16 protein-coding genes and 1 pseudogene are annotated in these 18,946 nt (G+C 56.1%); 15 read left to right on the top strand and 2 right to left on the bottom strand.

Features of this window, described 5'->3' with window-relative positions; genetic code table 11:
• Positions 1-39 precede the first annotated feature (39 nt).
• Genes KQ661_RS17440 through KQ661_RS17425 form a run of 4 tightly spaced genes read left to right on the top strand, consistent with a single transcriptional unit; the run spans position 40 to position 3,642 of the window.
• Positions 40-252: a hypothetical protein gene (locus tag KQ661_RS17440; RefSeq protein ID WP_216727615.1), complete on the top strand. Its 213-nt coding sequence runs from the start codon at positions 40-42 to the stop codon at positions 250-252.
• Positions 249-1,652: an alpha-L-rhamnosidase-related protein gene (locus KQ661_RS22910; RefSeq protein WP_216727614.1), complete on the top strand. Its 1,404-nt coding sequence runs from the start codon at positions 249-251 to the stop codon at positions 1,650-1,652. Before KQ661_RS17440 ends, KQ661_RS22910 begins: the two co-directional genes overlap by 4 nt.
• Positions 1,653-1,682: 30 nt before the next feature.
• Positions 1,683-3,017: a carbohydrate-binding protein gene (locus tag KQ661_RS17430; protein WP_216727613.1), complete on the top strand. Its 1,335-nt coding sequence runs from the start codon at positions 1,683-1,685 to the stop codon at positions 3,015-3,017.
• A 16-nt stretch (positions 3,018-3,033) separates the two neighbouring features.
• Positions 3,034-3,642, top strand: a complete 609-nt coding sequence (locus KQ661_RS17425) for an HlyD family efflux transporter periplasmic adaptor subunit (protein ID WP_216689516.1) — start codon at positions 3,034-3,036, stop codon at positions 3,640-3,642.
• 1 nt (position 3,643) lies between these two features.
• Here KQ661_RS17425 and bglX read toward each other — a convergent pair whose 3' ends face one another.
• Positions 3,644-5,950: a beta-glucosidase BglX gene (gene bglX / locus KQ661_RS17420; RefSeq protein WP_216727612.1), complete on the bottom strand. Its 2,307-nt coding sequence runs from the start codon at positions 5,948-5,950 to the stop codon at positions 3,644-3,646.
• Positions 5,951-6,121: 171 nt separating this feature from the next.
• Here bglX and KQ661_RS22320 point away from each other — a divergent pair.
• From KQ661_RS22320 to KQ661_RS17370, 11 genes and pseudogenes are all read left to right on the top strand, one after another.
• A pseudogene (locus tag KQ661_RS22320) lies at positions 6,122-6,307 on the top strand (IS5/IS1182 family transposase); the annotation flags it as partial.
• Positions 6,308-6,332: 25 nt separating this feature from the next.
• The gene (locus KQ661_RS17415) at positions 6,333-6,986 is read left to right on the top strand and encodes a transposase (RefSeq protein ID WP_235727006.1); all 654 of its coding nucleotides are present in this window, start codon (positions 6,333-6,335) and stop codon (positions 6,984-6,986) included.
• A 41-nt stretch (positions 6,987-7,027) separates the two neighbouring features.
• Positions 7,028-7,228, top strand: coding sequence for a hypothetical protein (locus tag KQ661_RS17410; protein ID WP_216726574.1), 201 nt, complete (start codon positions 7,028-7,030; stop codon positions 7,226-7,228).
• Between the two features lie 316 nt (positions 7,229-7,544).
• Positions 7,545-8,990 (top strand): site-specific integrase, encoded by a 1,446-nt coding sequence (locus KQ661_RS17405; protein ID WP_216727611.1) that lies wholly within the window; start codon positions 7,545-7,547, stop codon positions 8,988-8,990.
• Positions 8,991-9,089: 99 nt separating this feature from the next.
• Positions 9,090-10,091: an ADP-ribosylglycohydrolase family protein gene (locus KQ661_RS17400; protein ID WP_235727005.1), complete on the top strand. Its 1,002-nt coding sequence runs from the start codon at positions 9,090-9,092 to the stop codon at positions 10,089-10,091.
• Between the two features lie 33 nt (positions 10,092-10,124).
• Positions 10,125-13,478 carry a class I SAM-dependent DNA methyltransferase gene (locus KQ661_RS17395; RefSeq protein ID WP_216727609.1) on the top strand — a complete coding sequence of 1,118 codons (3,354 nt, stop codon included), beginning with the start codon at positions 10,125-10,127 and terminating at the stop codon, positions 13,476-13,478.
• Between the two features lie 125 nt (positions 13,479-13,603).
• Complete coding sequence (locus KQ661_RS17390; protein WP_216727608.1) at positions 13,604-13,999, top strand: hypothetical protein; 396 nt, start codon at positions 13,604-13,606, stop codon at positions 13,997-13,999.
• 23 nt (positions 14,000-14,022) lie between these two features.
• Positions 14,023-15,045, top strand: coding sequence for a type II toxin-antitoxin system antitoxin SocA domain-containing protein (locus KQ661_RS17385; protein ID WP_216727607.1), 1,023 nt, complete (start codon positions 14,023-14,025; stop codon positions 15,043-15,045).
• 283 nt (positions 15,046-15,328) lie between these two features.
• Complete coding sequence (locus KQ661_RS17380; RefSeq protein WP_216727606.1) at positions 15,329-15,550, top strand: DUF2188 domain-containing protein; 222 nt, start codon at positions 15,329-15,331, stop codon at positions 15,548-15,550.
• A gap of 71 nt (positions 15,551-15,621) precedes the next feature.
• On the top strand, positions 15,622-16,842 hold the full coding sequence (locus KQ661_RS17375) for a nucleotidyltransferase domain-containing protein (RefSeq protein WP_216727605.1): 1,221 nt from the start codon (positions 15,622-15,624) through the stop codon (positions 16,840-16,842).
• Between the two features lie 466 nt (positions 16,843-17,308).
• On the top strand, positions 17,309-18,511 hold the full coding sequence (locus tag KQ661_RS17370) for an SAVED domain-containing protein (protein ID WP_216727604.1): 1,203 nt from the start codon (positions 17,309-17,311) through the stop codon (positions 18,509-18,511).
• A gap of 6 nt (positions 18,512-18,517) precedes the next feature.
• Here KQ661_RS17370 and KQ661_RS17365 read toward each other — a convergent pair whose 3' ends face one another.
• On the bottom strand, positions 18,518-18,916 hold the full coding sequence (locus KQ661_RS17365) for a hypothetical protein (RefSeq protein ID WP_216727603.1): 399 nt from the start codon (positions 18,914-18,916) through the stop codon (positions 18,518-18,520).
• Positions 18,917-18,946 lie beyond the last annotated feature (30 nt).

The following is an 18,946-nucleotide window of genomic DNA, read 5'->3' as shown; positions in this document are numbered from 1 at the left end:
ATTTGTGCGTTCCCGCTACTTTCGCTGCCTTTCGCCTTGATGAAATCAACTTCTCTCGCTACTGGTTTCCTGCTCACCCTCGGCTTTTTCACGGCCTGCCAGACCATGGAGCCTACCACCACCACTACCCCCGCCGTGCAAACGCCCATCTGGCAATCCGATGCCTACCGCCTGTACCGCGATAAAGTGGCGGAGAGGGCCCGCACGAGGCCCGCGCCCTCTCCGCCACTGAGCTGGTATCCAACTACGTGAGCCCGGCCAACGACCGGCAGAGCCCGCGCATCGAGTTCAAGTTCAGCATCAACGGCAAGGATAATGAAATGACTCCCGGCCTCAACCATTTGTTGGTGGCCGTGCCCCGGCCCGGCGGCGGGCCCATCGAAACGCCGCCCATCGTGTTCGGGCAGCGCTACGTGGATGCCGTGCCGGCCACCGCCGATACTTATCTGGCCCCCAATACCCCGATTAAAATCCGGCTGGATTTGCGGCCGGTGCTGGCGGATTTTAAGAAGCAGGGTTTCTACACCACGTTCAAGGGCGACAAGCTATATCATCAGGATTTCAAGCACGTTTACGTTGCCGGGGGCACTGCGCCGCTGAGCTGGGATTTCGACAACCTGACCAACAAGCCGGAGCTGGAAATGAAGGACCCGGACGGCGACGGCATCTACGAAGCCACGCTGACCCTGAACCAGCCCGCTGCCACCAAAACCACTGCCGCCAGCTGGAAAAAGGTCATTAACACCGCCGATTTCCCGCAATATTCTTCCGACTATCCCCTCGCCGATGCCCTCTACAACCTGGCCCTGGAGGAAGCCCGCCGCGCCGTGGAGCCGGATAGCACCTTCCGTACCGGCAAGGAGTGGGCCGGCGTGTGGACCCGCGATGTGAGCTACAGCATTATTCTGGCGCAGGCTTCTTTGCAGCCGAAAGTGGCCATGAAAAGCCTGATGCGCAAGGTGAGCCCCACCGGCCGCATCATTCAGGACACCGGCACGGGCGGGGCCTACCCGTGCTCCACCGACCGCATTATCTGGGCCACGGTGGCGTGGGAAGTCTACCAGGCCACCGGCAATGAGGCCTGGCTGCGCAAGGTATATCCCATCATCCGGCAGAGCATTGCCGATGATGTGCAGAACGCCTACGACCCCGCCACCGGCCTGGTGCGCGGCGAGTCGTCGTTTCTCGACTGGCGCGAGCAGACCTACCCGCGCTGGATGCAGCCCGTGGACATTTACCAGAGTGAAAACCTGGGCACCAACGTCGTGCACTACCAGGCCAACGTGGTGCTGGCCCAGATGGCCGCCCGGCTTGGCCAGCCCGGCGTGGCCGCCCAGCACAAGCGCCAGGCCGCCAATATTAAAGACGCCATCAACCAGCACCTTTGGCAGGCCGACAAGGGCTATTACGGCCAGTTTTTGTATGGCCGTACTGCGCTGGTGCTCTCGCCCAAAGCCGAGGCGCTGGGTGAGGCCCTGTGCGTGCTGTTCGGCATTGTCGAGGGCGAGCGGGCGCAGCAGGTAGTGAGCAAAACTCCCATCGTGCCCTTCGGTATCCCGTGCATCTACCCCCAGATTCCGGGCATCCCACCGTACCATAACGATGCCGTGTGGCCCTTCGTGCAGAGCTTCTGGGCGCTGGCCGCCGCGTAGGCCGGCAACGAGGCGTCGCTTACTGAGAGCATGGCTGCTATCTACCGGCCGGCAGCGCTGTTTCTTACGAATAAGGAGAATTTCGTGGCTCGCACCGGCGACTATGCCGGCACCCAAATCAACTCCAGCAACATGCTTTGGAGCCTGTTGGGCAGCTTGGGGCTGGTGTATAAGGTACTGTTTGGACTGCGGTACGAGGGTGAGCGGCTGGTGTTTCGGCCCTTCGTGCCGCAGGCGTTTCAGGGGGCGCGCCGGCTCATTGGTTTCAAGTACCGCAAGGCCGTGCTCGACGTGGAGATGATGGGCTTCGGCAACGCCATCAAAAGCATCACCTTGGATGGCCAGCCGCTGGTTGATGCCGCCGTGCCGGCCAGCCTGAGCGGGCGGCACGCAGTGAAAATCGTGCTCAGCAGCGAAGTGCCCGTCGTTCAGCCTGTGAACCGCGTGGTCGATGCCGTGGCCCCCGAAACGCCCACCGTGACTTACCGCGACGGCAAGCTGCACTGGGAGCCAATAGACGGAGCCAACTTCTACTTAATCTTGCGAAATGGGAAGGTGGTTGGTGATAGCGATACCGCCGACGATGCAGTACTTGACTATTTTTCTGTCCCGGACCTTGCGGGCTACCACGAGTATCAGGTTATTGCGAGGACTCGTGCAGGTTTACAGTCATTTGCCAGCGAGCCGCTGGCCGTCGGCCCCGGCCTATTCACCCACGAGAATCAGCTCGAAACCTTGGCTCCCAAAGCCACCCAGCCCTACAAAGGCTACGCCGGCAAGGGCTTTATCGAAATATCGACGACCAAAAACCCGGCCCTCACCATTCCCGTCACGGTGCCCGAAACTGGCCTTTACGCGCTCGATTTCCGCTACGCCAACGGCAACAGCCCCATCAATACCAACAACCAGTGCGCCATCCGCACGCTGCGGCGCGGCCCTGCGCTGCTGGGCACCGTGGTGCTGCCCCAGCGCGGCGTGCAGGAGTGGAGCAGCTGGGGCTTCTCAAACCCCATTCTCGTCCGCCTCGAAAAAGGCACTCACCCCCTCACCCTGGCCTACGAGCCCGCCAACCAAAACATGAACGGCGAGGTGAGCCAGGCCATGCTGGACTATCTGCGTGCGCGCCGGGTGGAGTATTTTAGCGCTTTGCTCTTTCGGGGTTGTACTCCAAAAGTCGCCCTGTTGCGGAGTTATACGCCGCCCGTGGGTGGGCAGCGACTGGGGACTACAAGTCCCCGGCAGTTGGAGCTTTCGGAGTGCAACTCCGAAAGAGCACCCGAGAGCACCAAGGCGCAATTGGACGGGGCAGCTACCGGACAGCTTTTACCGTATGCTGGTAAGCTTCGCCCACGTTCCGGCTGCTGAGCCCTTCCCGAATCTCATGAAAAAACCACTCCTTGTTGCCTTGGTCCTGTTGTTGATTGTTGTGGCCGTAGCGGGCCGCCGCTGGTGGTGGAAATCCACGGCTGAGGTCGCGACCCTGGCCGCCGGCCCCGCGCCCGCCGCCGTTGTGCCCGATTCGACGGTCGTCATCCTAACGGGCCGCGTGGGGGCTGGCGGCACCGAGCCGGTACTGTCGCGCAAGCGCGGCCGTATCCGCAACGTGTATTTTAGTCCCGGCGAGTACATGCACCGCGGGGCCGTGATGGCCAAGCTGGCCGACTACAACTTCGTAGTAGCTCCGCACGACGGCTTTCTTGGCGAGCGGCAGGTGACCGTGGGCCAGTACGTGACGCCTACAACTGTGGTCAGCACCATCTCGAAGAAGGGCTTCCTGCTGGTGCCGGTGGGCCTGCTGGCCAAAAGGACGACCCACGTGCAGCCCGGCGACTCGGTGCGGGTATGGGCCACGGCCCGGCCCACCCGCGTGGTAACCGGTGTGGCCGCACCTGCCACCGACACCACCGGCGGCATCACCCTCGAAATCCGGCTGCCCTCGCGCTCCCCGCTGCGCCTGGGCGAGGTGGCTAGCGTGCTGCTAAAGCGCTGAGCTACTTTGCCGTTAGCTTAAACGGCACCATCTGCACATCGCGCGAGTTGCCGCCCACCATCACCTGGAAGTCGCCGGGCTCGGCCATGAATTTCAGGTCGTTGTTGTAGAATTTGAGGGCATCGGGTGTGAGGCGGAAGGTGAGGGTTTTGCTCTCGCCCTTCTTCAGCATCAACTTCTGGAAGCCTTTCAGCTCCGAAACCGGGCGGGAGATGGAGCCCACCAGGTCGCGGATGTAAAGCTGGGCCACTTCTTCGCCGTCCATCTGGCCGGTGTTCTGCACGGTCACGCTCACGGTCAGGGTTTCGGCGGGGCCGATGGTGGGGTTGCTGAGCGTGGGCTTGCCGTAGGTGAACGTGGTGTAGCTCAGGCCGAAGCCGAAGGGGTAGAGCGGCTCGTTGGGCACGTCGAGGTAGCGCGACTTGTACTTGTCGAGCTTCACGCCGGTGTAGGGCCGGCCGGTGTTTTTGTGGTTGTAGTAAATGGGTTCCTGGCCCACGGCCACGGGGAAGGTGGCCGTGATTTTGCCGCTCGGGTTGTAGTCGCCAAACAGCACGTCGGCGATGGCATGGCCTGCCTGCGTACCCGCAAACCACGTTTCGAGGATGGCGTCGGCGTTCTGGTTTTCCCAGGGCAGGGCCAGCGGCCGGCCGTTCATGAGCACCAGTACCAGCGGCTTGCCAGTGGCTTTCAGGGCCTTGAGCAGGGCCAGCTGCTGGCCGGGCAGGCCGATGTCGGCGCGGGCGGCGGCCTCGCCGGTCATGCCCTGGCTTTCGCCCACTACGGCCACCACCACGTCGGCGGCCTGGGCCACCTGCACGGCTTCTTTTATCATGTCCTCGGCGCTGCGTTTGTCCAGCTCCAGCTCGCCGCCGTGGGCTTGCAGGCGGTCCAGCATCTGCTGGTCGTCGGCAATGTTGGCCCCCTTGGCATAGGTGATTTTGAGTGCGGGCGCGGCGGCGCGCAGGCCCTGCTCTACCGACACGGCCTGGTGCCAGTCGCCGGCTCCGCTCCAGCTGCCAATTACATCGCGCTGCCGGTTGGCCAGCGGGCCGATGAGGGCAATGCTGCCGGTTTTCTTCAGCGGCAGGGCGCTGCGCTCGTTCTTCAAAAGCACCATGCTGCGGCGGGCAATGTCGCGGGCGGCGGCAATGAACTCAGGTTTCATCAGCGTGCTGGTGGCGCGCTCGGTGCTCACGTTGCGGTAGGGGTCTTGGAACAGGCCGAGCTTGTACTTGGCCTCCAGAATGCGGCGGCAGGCGGCGTCGAGCTGGGCCTTATTTACCGCGCCCGACTGCAGGTTTTTGGCCGTGTAGTTCAGAAATGACTCGCCCACCATGTCCTGGTCGATGCCCGCGTTCAGGGCCAGGGCAGCCACTTGCTCGGGGGTGCCCATGCCGTGTTCCACCAGCTCGGGAATGGCGGTGTAGTCCGTGGCCACGAAGCCCTGAAAGCCCCACTGCGTGCGCAGCAGGTCGGTCATTAGCCACTTGTTGGCGGTGGCGGGCGTGCCGTTCACGTCGTTGAAGGACGACATCACCGAGCCCACGCCGGCCGCTACGGCGGCTTTGTAGGGCGGCAGGTACTCGTTGTACATGCGCTGCTTGCTCATGTCGGTGGTGTTGTATTCGCGGCCTGCCTCGGCGGCGCCATACAGGGCGAAGTGCTTGAGGCAGGCCATCACGGTATTATCCTTCGTCATATCGTTGCCGGGGCCCTGATAGCCGCGCACCATGGCCTCGGCAATGCGCGAGCCGAGGTAGGGGTCTTCGCCGGCACCTTCCGAAATGCGGCCCCAGCGGGCGTCGCGGGCAATGTCTACCATCGGCGAGAACACCCAGTTCAAGCCATCGGCCGTCGATTCCTCGGCCGCGATGCGGGCGCTCTGCTCAATGGCTTTCAGGTCCCAGCTGGCCGACAAGCCCAGCGCAATCGGAAAAATGGTGCGGTGCCCGTGAATAACATCGTACCCAAACATGAGCGGAATGTGCAGCCGTGATTCCTTGATGGCCATTTCCTGCAGCTTGCGCACGGCAATGGGCGTGTAGGTATTAAACACGCCGCCCACCAGTCCCTTTCGGATGTTGGCGTCAACGTCCTTGCTCACCACCGGCCCGGTCACGTCGAACCCCACGGAAACCAGGTTTAGCTGGCCGATTTTTTCCTCCGTCGTCATCTTCGCCATCAGCCCATCGATGTACTGCTTCATCTTCTGGGCGGAAGGGGCGGCGGGTGGCGTAGGCTTTTTCTGGGCCTGGGCGGCGGGAGCCAGGGCGAGGGCGAGGAGGAGCAGGGGAATTCGTTTCATGTGGGAGGGGAGGTTGATTTCTGAGCTAAATTGTCATGCAGAGCGCAGCGAAGCATCTTTACCGCTTCGTTGCAACAGCATTAATTACTATCGAGGAAGCTGTTTAGAAAGTCAAAGGACTCCCAAAAAAGCGCGAAATTTGAGGTGTAACACTCCTTTTTTCGCATTTTAATGGAAGTCCTGTCCAAAGATATGATTCGCCAATGGATTCTGCCCGCGCTCCCTTTCTCGGCCCACGGCCGCCCCTCGGTCGTGGAGCCGGTTGAGTTGGTAGAAGTCATTCTCTACAAGCTCAAAAGCGGCTGTCAGTGGCGCTTATTGCCGGTCAAACAGTTTTTTACGGGCGCATCCCTGACCTGGCAGGGCGTGTACGCCCACTTTAATGCCTGGCGCAAGGACGGGTCCTGGCAAGGGTTCTGGCTCAGGATGTTGCGCGAAAACGGGGCCCATCTCTACTGTTCCAGCGTCCAGCTCGACGGCAGCCACACGCCCGCCAAAAACGGGGGGGGGAGCCGTCGGCTACCAGGGCCGCAAAAAAGCCCGCACCACCACGGCCCTGTTCCTCTCCGACAACCGGGGCCAGTCCCTGGCCTGCGCCAGCCCGCAGGCGGGCAATCACCATGACACCCACCTGCTCAATAACCTGTTCGGCGAAATCTGCGCCTCGCTCGAAGCGGCCAATATTCCCGTCGCCGGGCTGTTTCTGAACGCCGACAAAGCCTTTGACACCAAGGACTTTTGCCGGGAATGCGCCCGGCGCGACATCGAGGCCAACATCCCCCGCAACCGCTGCGCCGCCGCCTGGCAGACCGCCGACGACACTCCCTTCAACCCCGAGCTCTATCGCCACCGCGTCGTGGTCGAACACGCCAACGCCTGGCTCGACGGCTTCAAAATCTTGCTCGTGCGCTACGAAACCAGCGTCGGCAACTTGCTGGCCTGGCACTGGCTCGTCTTCGTTGTCATCATTTTTGCGAAAAATCAACCGAAAACCGACTTTTTAAACAGCTTCGTTGTTCCGGTCCGACCGCCCTAGGCGGTCGGACCGGCGCAACCCGATTTTCTAAACAGCTTCATATGTTCAAAAAATCCTCGTCTGTTCTGGGCGAGGATTTTTTGTGCGTGTTAGGGGAGGCGTTTAAAACCCCGGCACCTGATTTTATGCAGCAGCTGCGCCGCTCTGCCGGAAAAGCTGTCGCTCATCGCAACCAAAGCCGCTTTTCGAAGCGCTGCGGCATTTCGTGCTTCGTATCAGCTGGCACAATTGAAGCCGCATGAGCATTGTAACCTTCGCCCAGCTGTTGCCAGTGATGCTATTGGGTACAATAAAAAAGGCCCTTACATTGCTGTGAGGGCCTTTTTAGTAGTCCGTAGGGGAATCAATGCTATAAATAGCCCCAAATAAACCCTGTTTACAGCCAATAGAAGGGTATGAAAAATGATGGTTTTACAAAAATATAGAGGTGTTACACAAAGTCAATAATGGTACAATAGCGGTTTTGGGGTAATATTTTGGGGTTCGGATATTTTTGTGTAACTTTGTGAAACCTTCACAAAGGGAGGCGTTTTGTAAAACCTTCTAGCCGCAAAGACCATGCCCGCCAAAAAACCAGAGTCTAACGTGCTCAAGGTTGCCAACGGTGCCACGATTACACCCCAGCTACACCACTACCTCAGCAAGAAGGACGGTGGGCACCATGTGTTGTTGCGGGTCACCTACGCGAAGCAACACAGCTACTTGGATTCGGGCATCTATGCCATGCCAAAGGATTTTGATGCGGATACGAAAACGCTGAAAAAGCCAGAGCAGAATCTTGAGTTGCGGCGGCTGCTGCGGGAAGCGCGGGTTGAAGTTGAGTGTTTTAAGCCTGAAGAACTCACGCCAGTTCGGGTAAAAGCCGCTTGGGAACGGTTCAAGGCAGGGGAGCAGTCGCACGATTGGATGGACGAGGTCACGACCTACATGGAGGAAGACAGCCTGCGCAAACTCATTGCCAAGCGCGAGGAGTTGGAAGCACGTCTAGCCGAGGTGAATCAACACATCAAGCAGCTAGCCGAACACACCGGTACCGACGTGGTGAAGGCGGAACCCTCTGCGCAAGAAGTATCAGAATACGAAGCCGCTAAAAAGCTATTTCTTACTAGCCTGATAGGACGCAAACAACGGGACCGGAACGCTTTTGACAGCTTCTTTACGGTTTTGGAAGAATGCGCAAAAGCTAAGAAGTTCAAACTTTCTCTTGCGGTCTTTGACATGCAGTTTTACGGTGCCTACGCCAAGTACATCTTGGACGACCGGGACAACTACAATAATACCTTTGGCGCCCACGTCAAAAAGCTGAAAGCATTCCTGAAATATGCTGAGAGCAAAAAGTTTAAGGTCAATCAGGACTACAAAGACCGGGAATTTAAAATCCTTGAGGAAACGAAAAAGGTGGTGTACTTGGATGCTGAGGAACTGGATATGTTGTGGAACCTCAAGTCAATTTATCCGCAAAACTCCAATCACATTGACCTCTGCGTTTTCCAGAACTTGACCGGTCTGCGTGTTGGGGATTGTATGCAGAAACATTACGTGGTTACGGAGAAGGGCGAAAAGTTTCTTAGCAGCACCACGCAAAAAACCGAAGGGACCTATTGGATACCGCTGGCACTAGACGACCGCATTCTTGAAATCCTTGAGGCGCACGGCAACAACATGAAAATAATGTCAGAGGCGGTCTACAACAGGGATATCAAAGGGGTGTTGAAAAAAACGTACGCCCACTACGGCAAGGAAGACACCCTGATTGAGTACAAGCGTTACAAGTTGAAAGAGGGTATTGATTGTGAATCGTTGAAAAGTGACTTGATTACTTCGCACTCAGCACGGCGCGGGTTCATTAGCCGCAACATCAACAGCGGTCACTTTAACGAATCCGACCTGCTTTCCATGTTGGGGAGCAAGGACTACACCCAACTCAAGAAGTATATCAAGATTGAGTCTGCCGCGCTGGCTGCCAAAGCCGAGAACAGCAAGCGGTCGGTGGTAGTGTCGTAAGCCAAGCTTCTGCACCCGAAACAAAAGAGCGCTCGTTACTGGCGCGCCCTGGTTTGTCCTGCAAATACCTGTATTTGATATATAAATTTCATGTTGTTAATGAGTAATAATCCTTGCCATGGGGCATTATTGGGGTTGGCCGTTGGTGATGCGCTTGGTGTGCCGGTGGAATTTGAAAGCCGGGACCAACGGGACAGTGACCCGGTCCAAGGCATGCGCGAGTTCGGGACGCACGACCAGCCTGCCGGGACATGGTCTGATGATGCATCTTTGACCTTTTGCTTGGCGGAATCACTGGCAGGGACCGGCCCCGCCGCCATGGACTTGCATGATGTAAGTCAACGCTTCGTTCATTGGCTAGATGAAGGGTACTGGACTGCGCACGGGAAAATCTTTGATGTTGGCATCGCTACTCGTGCAGCCATTGGGAGATTACGAGCCGGCATAAGTCCCGAGAAAGCAGGAGGGAAGCGCGAAAGCGATAATGGCAATGGTGCCCTGATGCGCATACTTCCGTTAGTGTTTCACCCGCTTTGGCAGCAAGGCACTGCTGTAGAGCGCCAGCAGCTTACGCAACGAATATGTGGGCTCACACATGGGCATTCGCGCTCAACCCTGGCTTGCTACTTCTATCTCAAAATAGCTTGGAGTCTCATCCAAGGCGACACTCCAGCGCAAGCCCATAAGCTTGTGCGTGAAGAAATTCCGTCAGGATTGATTTCGGCTTTGGCCAGTGAAATCGACCATTATACTAGGTTGCTGCACCCTGATTTTGTTCTGACACCGCGAGAGGAAATTCAAAGCAGCGGCTACGTGGTTCACACGTTGGAAGCAGCATTGTGGTGCTTACTGCGCGGGACGAGCTTCGCTGAAGTTGTTCTGTTGGCCGTAAACTTGGGTTCCGATAGCGATACAACGGGTGCTGTTGTGGGTGGGCTCGCAGGCATTTACTTTGGCGCGCAGCAGATTCCCACTATGTGGTTAAAGGAGCTCGCCCGCCGAGATGACATCCTGGTACTGGCTGATTCGCTTGCTGTATTGCTTAAGGGAAGTGGCGAACCATCGGGGCAAAATAGCAATCCGCTGCCTCGAATGGCGTAAATTGGGCACTTATATCCTTCTTCCCAAACCCTAGTGACTTCTACCGATTTTAAGGCACGCTGGCAACAAGCTGGTGGGGCTGAGCGGGCTAACTACGGCCTATTTCTGCAAGACCTGTGTGATTTGTTGGGAGTAGGCCGGCCTGACCCTACTACCGACGACCCCACCAAAGACGCTTACGTGCTGGAGCGAGCCGTCACTTTCGGTAGCAGCACGGCTGGTGGCAAGTCCAGCACGGGACGCATTGACTTATATAAGCGAGGATGTTTCGTGCTGGAAACGAAGCAGGGCACTGACACGCCTGACCAGCAGGCATTAGCTGCAAAAGCAGAACTCGGGCTACCCGCGGATAAGCGCCGAAGGGGACACGCCGTGCGGGGCACTGCCAAATGGGGGCAGATGATGGAAGCCGCTAGGCAGCAGGCGTTGGGCTATGTGCGCGCCTTGCCGGTGAGCGAAGCGCGGCCGCCGTTTGTCGTAGTAGCCGACGTGGGCTATTGCATCGATTTGTACAGCAACTTTGCAGGTGTAGGCGACAACTACGTGCCCTTCCCCGACTCGCAGAGCTACCGGCTGCGGCTGGCTGACTTGGCAGACGATAAGGTGCTGGCCCGGCTGCAAATGTTGTTTACGGACCCGCAGCAGCTAGACCCCAGCCGCCGGGCAGCACAGGTGACGCGGCAATTAGCCGGACAATTGGCGGCACTATCGGCGCAATTAGAAAGAGCAGGACACACTTCGGAGATTGTTGCGCAGTTTTTGATGCGCTGCCTGTTCACGATGTTTGCCGAGGATGTGGAATTGATTCCTGCTAATTCATTTTCGGGTCTTTTGGAGGCTTATTCTGCTACAGATGCGTTGCGGGAGCTATTGCCGGATGCGTTACAAAGCTTGTGGCAGATTATGGATACCGGAGGGTTCGCACCTGATTTACGAGCCCGGTTGCGGCGTTTTAATGGGCAACTATTTCACAATGCCAAAGCGCTGTTGCTAACGGCTGACCAACTGACTTTGCTGCGCGAGGCCGCTAAGGCGGATTGGGCAGAGGTAGAGCCAGCAATTTTTGGTACTCTGCTGGAACGAGCCCTTGACCCTAAGGAACGGCATAGCCTAGGGGCACATTATACCCCACGCCGGTATGTAGAGCGGTTAGTGGTGCCCGTAGTAGTGGAACCCTTGCGCCGGGAATGGGCTGCTGCCCAAGCCGCCAGTGCGTTACGGCTGGAGGAAAACAAACCCAAGGAGGCTAGAGCTGAGCTGGTAGCGTTCCTAAGGCGGCTTACATCAGTTCGGGTGCTAGACCCGGCATGTGGGTCTGGCAACTTTCTATACGTGACTTTAGAGCACCTAAAGCGGCTGGAAGGAGAGGTGTTGGCAGCAATCAATAGCTATGGGCAAACGGGCCTATTGGATTTGGCTGGTGGCACAACAGTAAGCCCGCGCCAGCTATTGGGCTTGGAGCTAAACCCCCGAGCTGCTGCCATCGCCGACGTAGTGCTAAAAATTGGCTACCTGCAATGGCACCTGCGAACCAATGGCGCCAGCGAGTTGCGGGAGCCGTTGTTGGACGAGTATCGCAATGTAGAAAACCGGGATGCGGTTCTGGCAGTAGATGCCGAGGGCAACTTTCGAGTAGCAGAATGGCCTGCGGCTGATTTCATAGTGGGCAACCCACCGTTTGTGGGCGCGAGCCGCATGCGAGACGCCCTTGGTATAGAATATACCGAAACCCTTCGTAAGACGTACGCCAGCTTAGTTCCTGATTCGGCTGATTTCGTCATGTTCTGGTGGTACCGAGCCGCCGCTGCGGTTCAAGCAGGAGTGGCCAAGCGGTTCGGCTTTATCACCACCAACAGTTTACGCCAGACCTTCAACCGGCGCGTGATGCAGCCTTTCCTGGACGGCGAGCAGCCGGCGCTTGCCCTGACCTTTGCCATTCCCGACCACCCGTGGGTGGACAGCAGTGACGGAGCCGCTGTTCGTGTTGCGTTCACAGTAGCTGAGCCAGCAAAGTCGGCGCCTACTGGCCTATTGCTACGGGTAACCAGCGAAAAGACCGTCGCGAACGACGATTCAACTGAGGTTTCATTCAGCAGCGAAGAAGGACGTATTCAGCCTGATTTGACAATTGGGGCTGACTTAGATACGGCGAAAGCACTCCGAGCGAATGCCGGAATAAGTGGGCCGGGTGTAAAGCTGAACGGCGCAGGATTCATTTTACCCGAAAGCCAAGCAGCAGCAATTGTTAATGCCAGCCCAAAGGCGGCCAAAGTGGTTCGACCTTACCTCAACGGGCGAGACTTTACCGGTAATAGCCGCGGAGCACTTATCATTGATTTCTTCGGATTGAGTGAATTTGAAGCTTTGCAGCAGCATCCGCAACTGTATCAACACGTACTGGAAAAGGTGAAGCCGGAGCGTGACCGCAGTAACGAAGCGAGGGTAAAGATGAACTGGTGGTTGCACGGCCGTACCCGAGATGACCTACGTCTTGCCCTTACTGGTCTGCCGCGCTATATCGCCACCGTAGAAACTGCTAAACACCGGGTTTTTCAGTTTCTGGATGCTAGCGTTTTGCCAGACAATATGCTTATAGCAATTGCGGTGGATGATGCGTTTTGCCTCGGAGTTTTATCGAGCCGGATTCATATGGCATGGGCGATAGCAGCCGGTGCTATCCTAGGTGTGGGAGCAACACCCCGCTACAACAAAACCCGCTGCTTCGACCCGTTCCCATTTCCAACCGCGACAGAAGTCCAGCAAGCGGAAATCCGCAAGCTGGCTGAACAGCTTGACACGCACCGCAAGCACCAACAGTCCTTGCACCCTACGCTCACCCTCACCGACCTCTACAACGTGGTGGAAAAGCTTCGTGCCAATCAGGTGTTAACAGCCAAAGAGCAGGTGATTCATGAAAATGGGCTCGCTGCTGTGGTACTTGAACTACACCGCCACCTAGATACAGTCGTGGCCGCAGCCTATGGCTGGCCGACTGATTTACCCGATGGCGAATTGTTGATGCGCCTGGTTCAACTCAACCAGCAGCGCGCGGCAGAGGAGGCAGCAGGAGTGGTGCGTTATCTGCGTCCCGCCTTTCAATCCAAGGAAGTGGACGAGCAATTGACCATGGGCGACGGGTTCCTGGCTGCAACGCGGGCTGAGAAAATTGGCGCGGTGGTGTTCCGGGAATGGCCAGCGGGGCTAGCTCAACAGATGCGGGTGGTGCGCGAGGTGGTGACAAGCGCAAGTGGTACGCTTTCAGCCGCAGCCGTTGCGGGCAGCTTTGGGACGTCGGTCAAGGTGAAGCAGGTACAGCCGCTGCTGGAGTCACTAGCTGAACTCTCACTTTTACGTTGGGACGCTGAGAGTAATGGGTACAGCGCTTAAGACGCTTTTAACTGCCGGCTTAACCGAGTGGTATCAACTACGGCTTGCACTGATGAACCAACTTCAATCAATATCTTTCCTAAACATCCACTAAAAAGTGGAACTTTGCGTATAGCATATTACATTTGACACCTGAACCCCCTCCATCTACCCTTAGGGAAGTAGCAGACTATTTGAAGGAGTTTAAAACCAAGCTGAGCATTTTCAGCGTCTTCTTCCTTGACCGCGACAAGAACAGCACCAAGACTCTGCTGAAGCTCGGAATTTCGGGCGACAACCGCAGAGCTTGCTTGGATGAATTGGAACCAACCGACTATGTGCAAGGCCCACTACCCAACCAGCAACCATCCGAGGCCCCGCTGTGGGTCTTCGGCCGCACCATCCGCCACCGCGAAATCTATATCAAGATGACGTTAGGCCGGCCTAATAATTCGGTGCTGTGCATTTCCTTTCACCTGGCTGAGCATTCACTGCAGTACCCTTTCAAGCAACCCAATATTTCAGCCTCTTCCAACTCATGATTCAGCCCCGGATACCTAGCCCCTTGGCCAACGGTTACGCGCTGCTGCGCCAAGAGCCGGATACGCAAACCTTCCGCAAGGAAGAGTTTAGCTACATGTACCACTGCTATGAGTGTGAGGTCACGCATGAGCGCTTCACCACCACCGAGCTGGACAACCTCAATACGTCCCAGATTTATAACCAATACCGGGAGAAATATCAGTTTGTATTTCCTGAGCAAGCCCGGCGCGTACGAGAGCGGTACGGTTTAAGCGCCGCGCGCATGGCATTACTGTTGGATTTTGGCCCTAATCAGTACAGCAATTATGAAGCGGGTGAGATGCCAAGTGCTTCAAATGCAAAGATTTTGCGTCTGGCAAGTGACCCGGTGACGTTTTTGACCATTGTCCGTAGCAAAAAAGAAATCCTACGTCCGAACGAGTACGCCAAGCTGCGAGGTCTAATAGACGAGCTGATTGACGAAGCACAAGCACCACGGCGGGTAGCTGGACTGATGGTGCGCTCAGCCGCGCAGGTTGAATCGGACCCCGACCAGTACACAGGATACGTGCTGCCGGATAGTGAGAAGTTTGCGGAGCTGGTCCTGTTCTTCTTTCAGCACCTAGACAACTTGTTCAAAGTTAAGCTGCTGAAGCTGCTGTTCTACTGCGATTTTCAGCATTATCGCCTCACTGCGCATGCCATTACCGGGCAGCGTTACCGAGCCATTCAGCACGGGCCGGTTCCGCAGGAATATGGTCAACGGCTGCAGGAAATGGTACAGCAGGGTCTGCTCGACGCAAGTTTCCACAAAAGCATGGTGCACAGCGACGACGGCAGCCCAGTACTGGTGTACAGCGCCACTCGCAAGGCTAACCTAGATGTGTTCACCGCGTCGGAACAACTGGTGATTGAGCAAGTTTTCCAGCGGTTAGGCAAAAAGAGCCGCGCTGAGTTAGAGAACCTCAGCCATACCGAGCGGGCGTGGCAGGAAAACAAAGAAAAAAACGGGCAAATCAGTTATCAAGAATACGCCTACGACCTGCGGTCTTTACCGCTGGCGTAGGCTTTTTGCTTTTAACCTTTTTAATAACCTTAAACGGCTACCTTTTAAACAAAAACCAGTCGCTGCAGGCCGCGGCGACTGGCAAAGAGAAAAGTAATTTACGATTGGACCCGTGGTTACTGTAGCCGGGAGTTGCTCCCCGGCGTCTTCTCTCTTTTTTCTAAGTGAGGGCGCAAAGGTAACGGCATCCCGTTACGGAACAAGACTTTGCCCTGTTGCGAGGCCCGGCGATTGCACACCCCCCGTCAAAGGGTGGGCAGATACCCTTTTGCCTAAACTCAATATGGCTAAGAACACGCATGTAGTACCCCGCCCAACCGGCTGGGGCGTAATCACCGAAGGAGCCAGCCGCGCTGGCGTAGTAACCCGCACGCAGGCCGAAGCCATTGCGGTGGCCCGCCAACTTTCCATCGACCGGGGCAGTGAAATGCTAATCCACGGTGAAAATGGTCGTATCCGGGCTCGAAACACCTACGGCAACGACCCGACTCGAAGCAAGGGCTAATGGCCTGGCTCCCGTCGATACTCTGGTAGCGGCGGGAGCTTTTCGTGCATCCTCACTTAACTATTTAGCATATGGGTTACTTAGACTACCTCAAGGTAAAGGAGAGTCCAGCGGAACTGTACACGCGTAAAACCGCGCTCTACTCCATTTTCGATAAGATTGGTCAGGAACTTGAAATGCCTGAATCACGCTACAACGAGGCCGAAAAACGTTACACTTCCGTAAGCGACTGGCTTCACGAGTGCCCGGTGCTTGGGCGCTTTAACCCAACGATGTTTGCCCAAGGGTCTTTCGCCATTGGCACAACTGTCAAGGCTTTGAATAATGACGAATACGACCTTGACTTTATCGGCCATCTCCAAGACGCTCATCCCCATCACTACACGCAACAACAGGTTTATGAGCTATTCCTGCGACGCTTAAAAGCCCATGCCACCTACGCGAACATGGTGGAGATGATGAAGCGCTGCGTGCGCATACGTTATGCGAATGAGTTCCACTTGGATATAACGCCCGCAGTAAGCAATCCGAACTGCTCGCTAGGCAGTTTATTCGTTCCTGACCGTAAACTCGGGATTTGGAAAGATTCTCATCCAAAGGGCTACGCCACTTGGTTTAAGAACATTGCGGTTCTTCAACCACGATTCTCTCATCTGACCAAGGCATTTTCAGAAGGTCGTCACATTGCCTTGGGAACCACCGAGGCGGTACCGAATCAAAAAGCACCGCGGGGGGTGCTGCGCCGGGCGATACAGGTAATGAAGCGGCATCGCGATACCTACAAGGAAAAACATCCGGAGCGCGCTGATTATGCCCCAATATCCATCATCATTACTACTTTGGCGGCCCACGCTTACCAATTGGCAGTTGGTCAAGGGGAGTATGATTCGGAGTTTGATTTAATGCATGCCATCATCAACCTGATGCCGCAATTTATCGAAGGACCGGATTTTCGCGGTGCCTATACTGTAAAAAATCCGACCAATGCCGGCGAAAACTTTGCCGATAAATGGCAGGACCCAAAGTACCATCTGGTGTTTTCGGAGTGGCACCGGGCCGTACAGCTTGACCTGATGTCGCTGGAGAAAATGCATGGGAGTGACGAGCTGCGAAAATCTCTGAACAGTACCCTTGGTGGGCAAGAGGTTGACCGGGTTTTTAGCAATCAAATGGCGGCAATAACACAGGCGCGGCCACAGGGTCAGCTTTCCATTCCGGCACCGAGTCGCATTGGTACAACCGCCGCCGCGGCACTTCCCATTGTGCGCAATAACTTTTTTGGCCAAGATTAGTCGTGGCATATCAAGGAATTAAATCCTTGTCAATGGCACAGCAATATGCCGCCCTCCGTGTCGATTGGCCGGAGGGCGACTTGTGCCTTGATAAAGACGGCGTCACGTGGACAGGCTTCTTAGCCCCAACTCCGCTCAGCCGGCACTACCCGGTGCAACTCACCTATCCATCCATCAATCACGCGCCGCAAGTACATGTGCTCGGAAATGTACTGCAGGAAATAGCACGTGGCCGTCGGATTCCGCACTTGTACTGCCAGCAGACTGCACGCCTGTGCTTGTACACACCCAAGTTGCGGGAGTGGCTTTCCCACATGCGGCTCTCGCGCACTATGTTGCCGTGGGCCTCGCTTTGGCTTCTGTTTTTTGAGGACTGGCTAGCCACTGATGACTGGAAGGGGGAAGGTACACATCCCACTCCTAAGCCAACTAACACATTCAGTAGCAGTATTCTGTCCCGTTTGCGATGAAAACCCCTGGCTCCAACAAAAAGAATGCGCAGCGCAAGAAGCCCGCACCAGCAGTAGTTCGTAAAATCTACGCCCGCGCCGCTGGACGCTGTCTACTTTGTAAAAACCAATTGCTTGAAAGCAATGACCTAGGCACCTATTCCTTCAATATGGGGGAGATGGCTCATATTGTGGGGCAAAGTCTGGATGCTAGTTCGCCTCGTTCTGACTTTGAATTAGCCAAGGAGTTCCGGGATGAGGACGAAAACTTTTTGCTGCTCTGCCCCAAGTGCCATCAAACGATAGATTCAGCCGCGACACGGGGCGATTTCACGGTGGAGTGGCTACGTGGCTGGAAGAAAGACCAGGAAGCTCATATCGAGCACGTGACCGGTCTGCCACAGAGCCACCGTACTTGTATCGTGCGCCTCGTCGGTTCCATCAGAGGCAAAGGGGTTCAAATTACTCCTGCCGAGTGCAATACTGCCACCCTCCACCACAGCACCCCACGGTTTGCGTTCTTCCCTCTGGCTTTTGGTCGGCAGGAGGTTGAAATTGACCTGGTTGTCTTGGGAGAGCCAGAGGAGAATCCGGACCAGTATTGGGCTAGTGCCCGATTAATAATTAACCAGCGCCTCCAGACTATTCGTGAAGGCATTGAGCGGGGCGAAATCGAGCATTTATCTATTTTCGGCTTCGCGCGCATACCCGTGTTGGCATTCTTCGGATTTGCAATAGGCAACAAAGTAGGCTCTACGCTTTTCCAGCGTCGTCGCGTAGACAGCAAGCCTTGGCAATGGATTCAGGAAGGCGCTACGCAAGCATTTGAGTGGAGTCACTTACAAAAAGGTCTGAGTCCTCGCTGCGTTGCGCTGGTGCTGAACGTGAGTGGGACCATTCAACGCGAGGAACTACCAGCAGCTATCGACGAGCAGTACAGCATCTTCGTTATCCGTCCATTTGGTGTTGACCCCCAGCCCGATGCTATCTTAACTGAGGCTTCGTTAGATGCCTTTCGCCTTTGCTACCGTAGGTGGCTTGCTTATCTGGAAACCAGCCATAAGTCAGCGCATGTTATTCACGTTTTTGCCGCGGTGCCGGCGGCGGTTGCCATCTCTATTGGGAGCGATTTGATGCCCCATACACAGCCTGAACTCCTGATTTATGACCGAACGCCGCGAGAGTTCAGGCCGGCCCTCAGTATCAACGCTCAGTACTAGGAAGCCTTAGAGTTTAGGAAGGCAAAGCGTAGTTGTAGGCGTAGTTCCATTCAAGAAATTGTTGAGCTTGGTTTGAATGCCTGCTAATATTTCAAGAGTGGTATCCAGGTCGGCCCACGAAATGTCGAGCGTTTCATCCTTGAAAGCCGTCAAGAGAAATGGGTGTTCATTCGGATTGGCATCTTGAGTAGCAAGTAGTAAGTCTTCGAAAAGAGAGTAGTTGCATGTGACGGTTACGTTTGACCTCGATTTCAAGACAGCATTGGTCCCATCCTTACTCACGGAGAGCCCAAGATTGGCGGGCTGGCCGAATTTCGCTAGAGCGCGGGCGTGAAATGCTCGAATATCTTTCTTTTGGATTGGCGTTAAAGTTTTCATTGTTTTAAGTTGGTAGTTTTTGTGCATTACTAATATCGCTGCAGTTATTTGTGCCCG

The organism is Hymenobacter siberiensis (genome assembly GCF_018967845.1).
Classification (GTDB): Bacteria; Bacteroidota; Bacteroidia; order Cytophagales; family Hymenobacteraceae; genus Hymenobacter; species Hymenobacter siberiensis.
The sequence above is the reverse complement of the archived record's forward strand: the minus strand, read 5'-3'. Positions and strand labels throughout refer to the sequence as shown.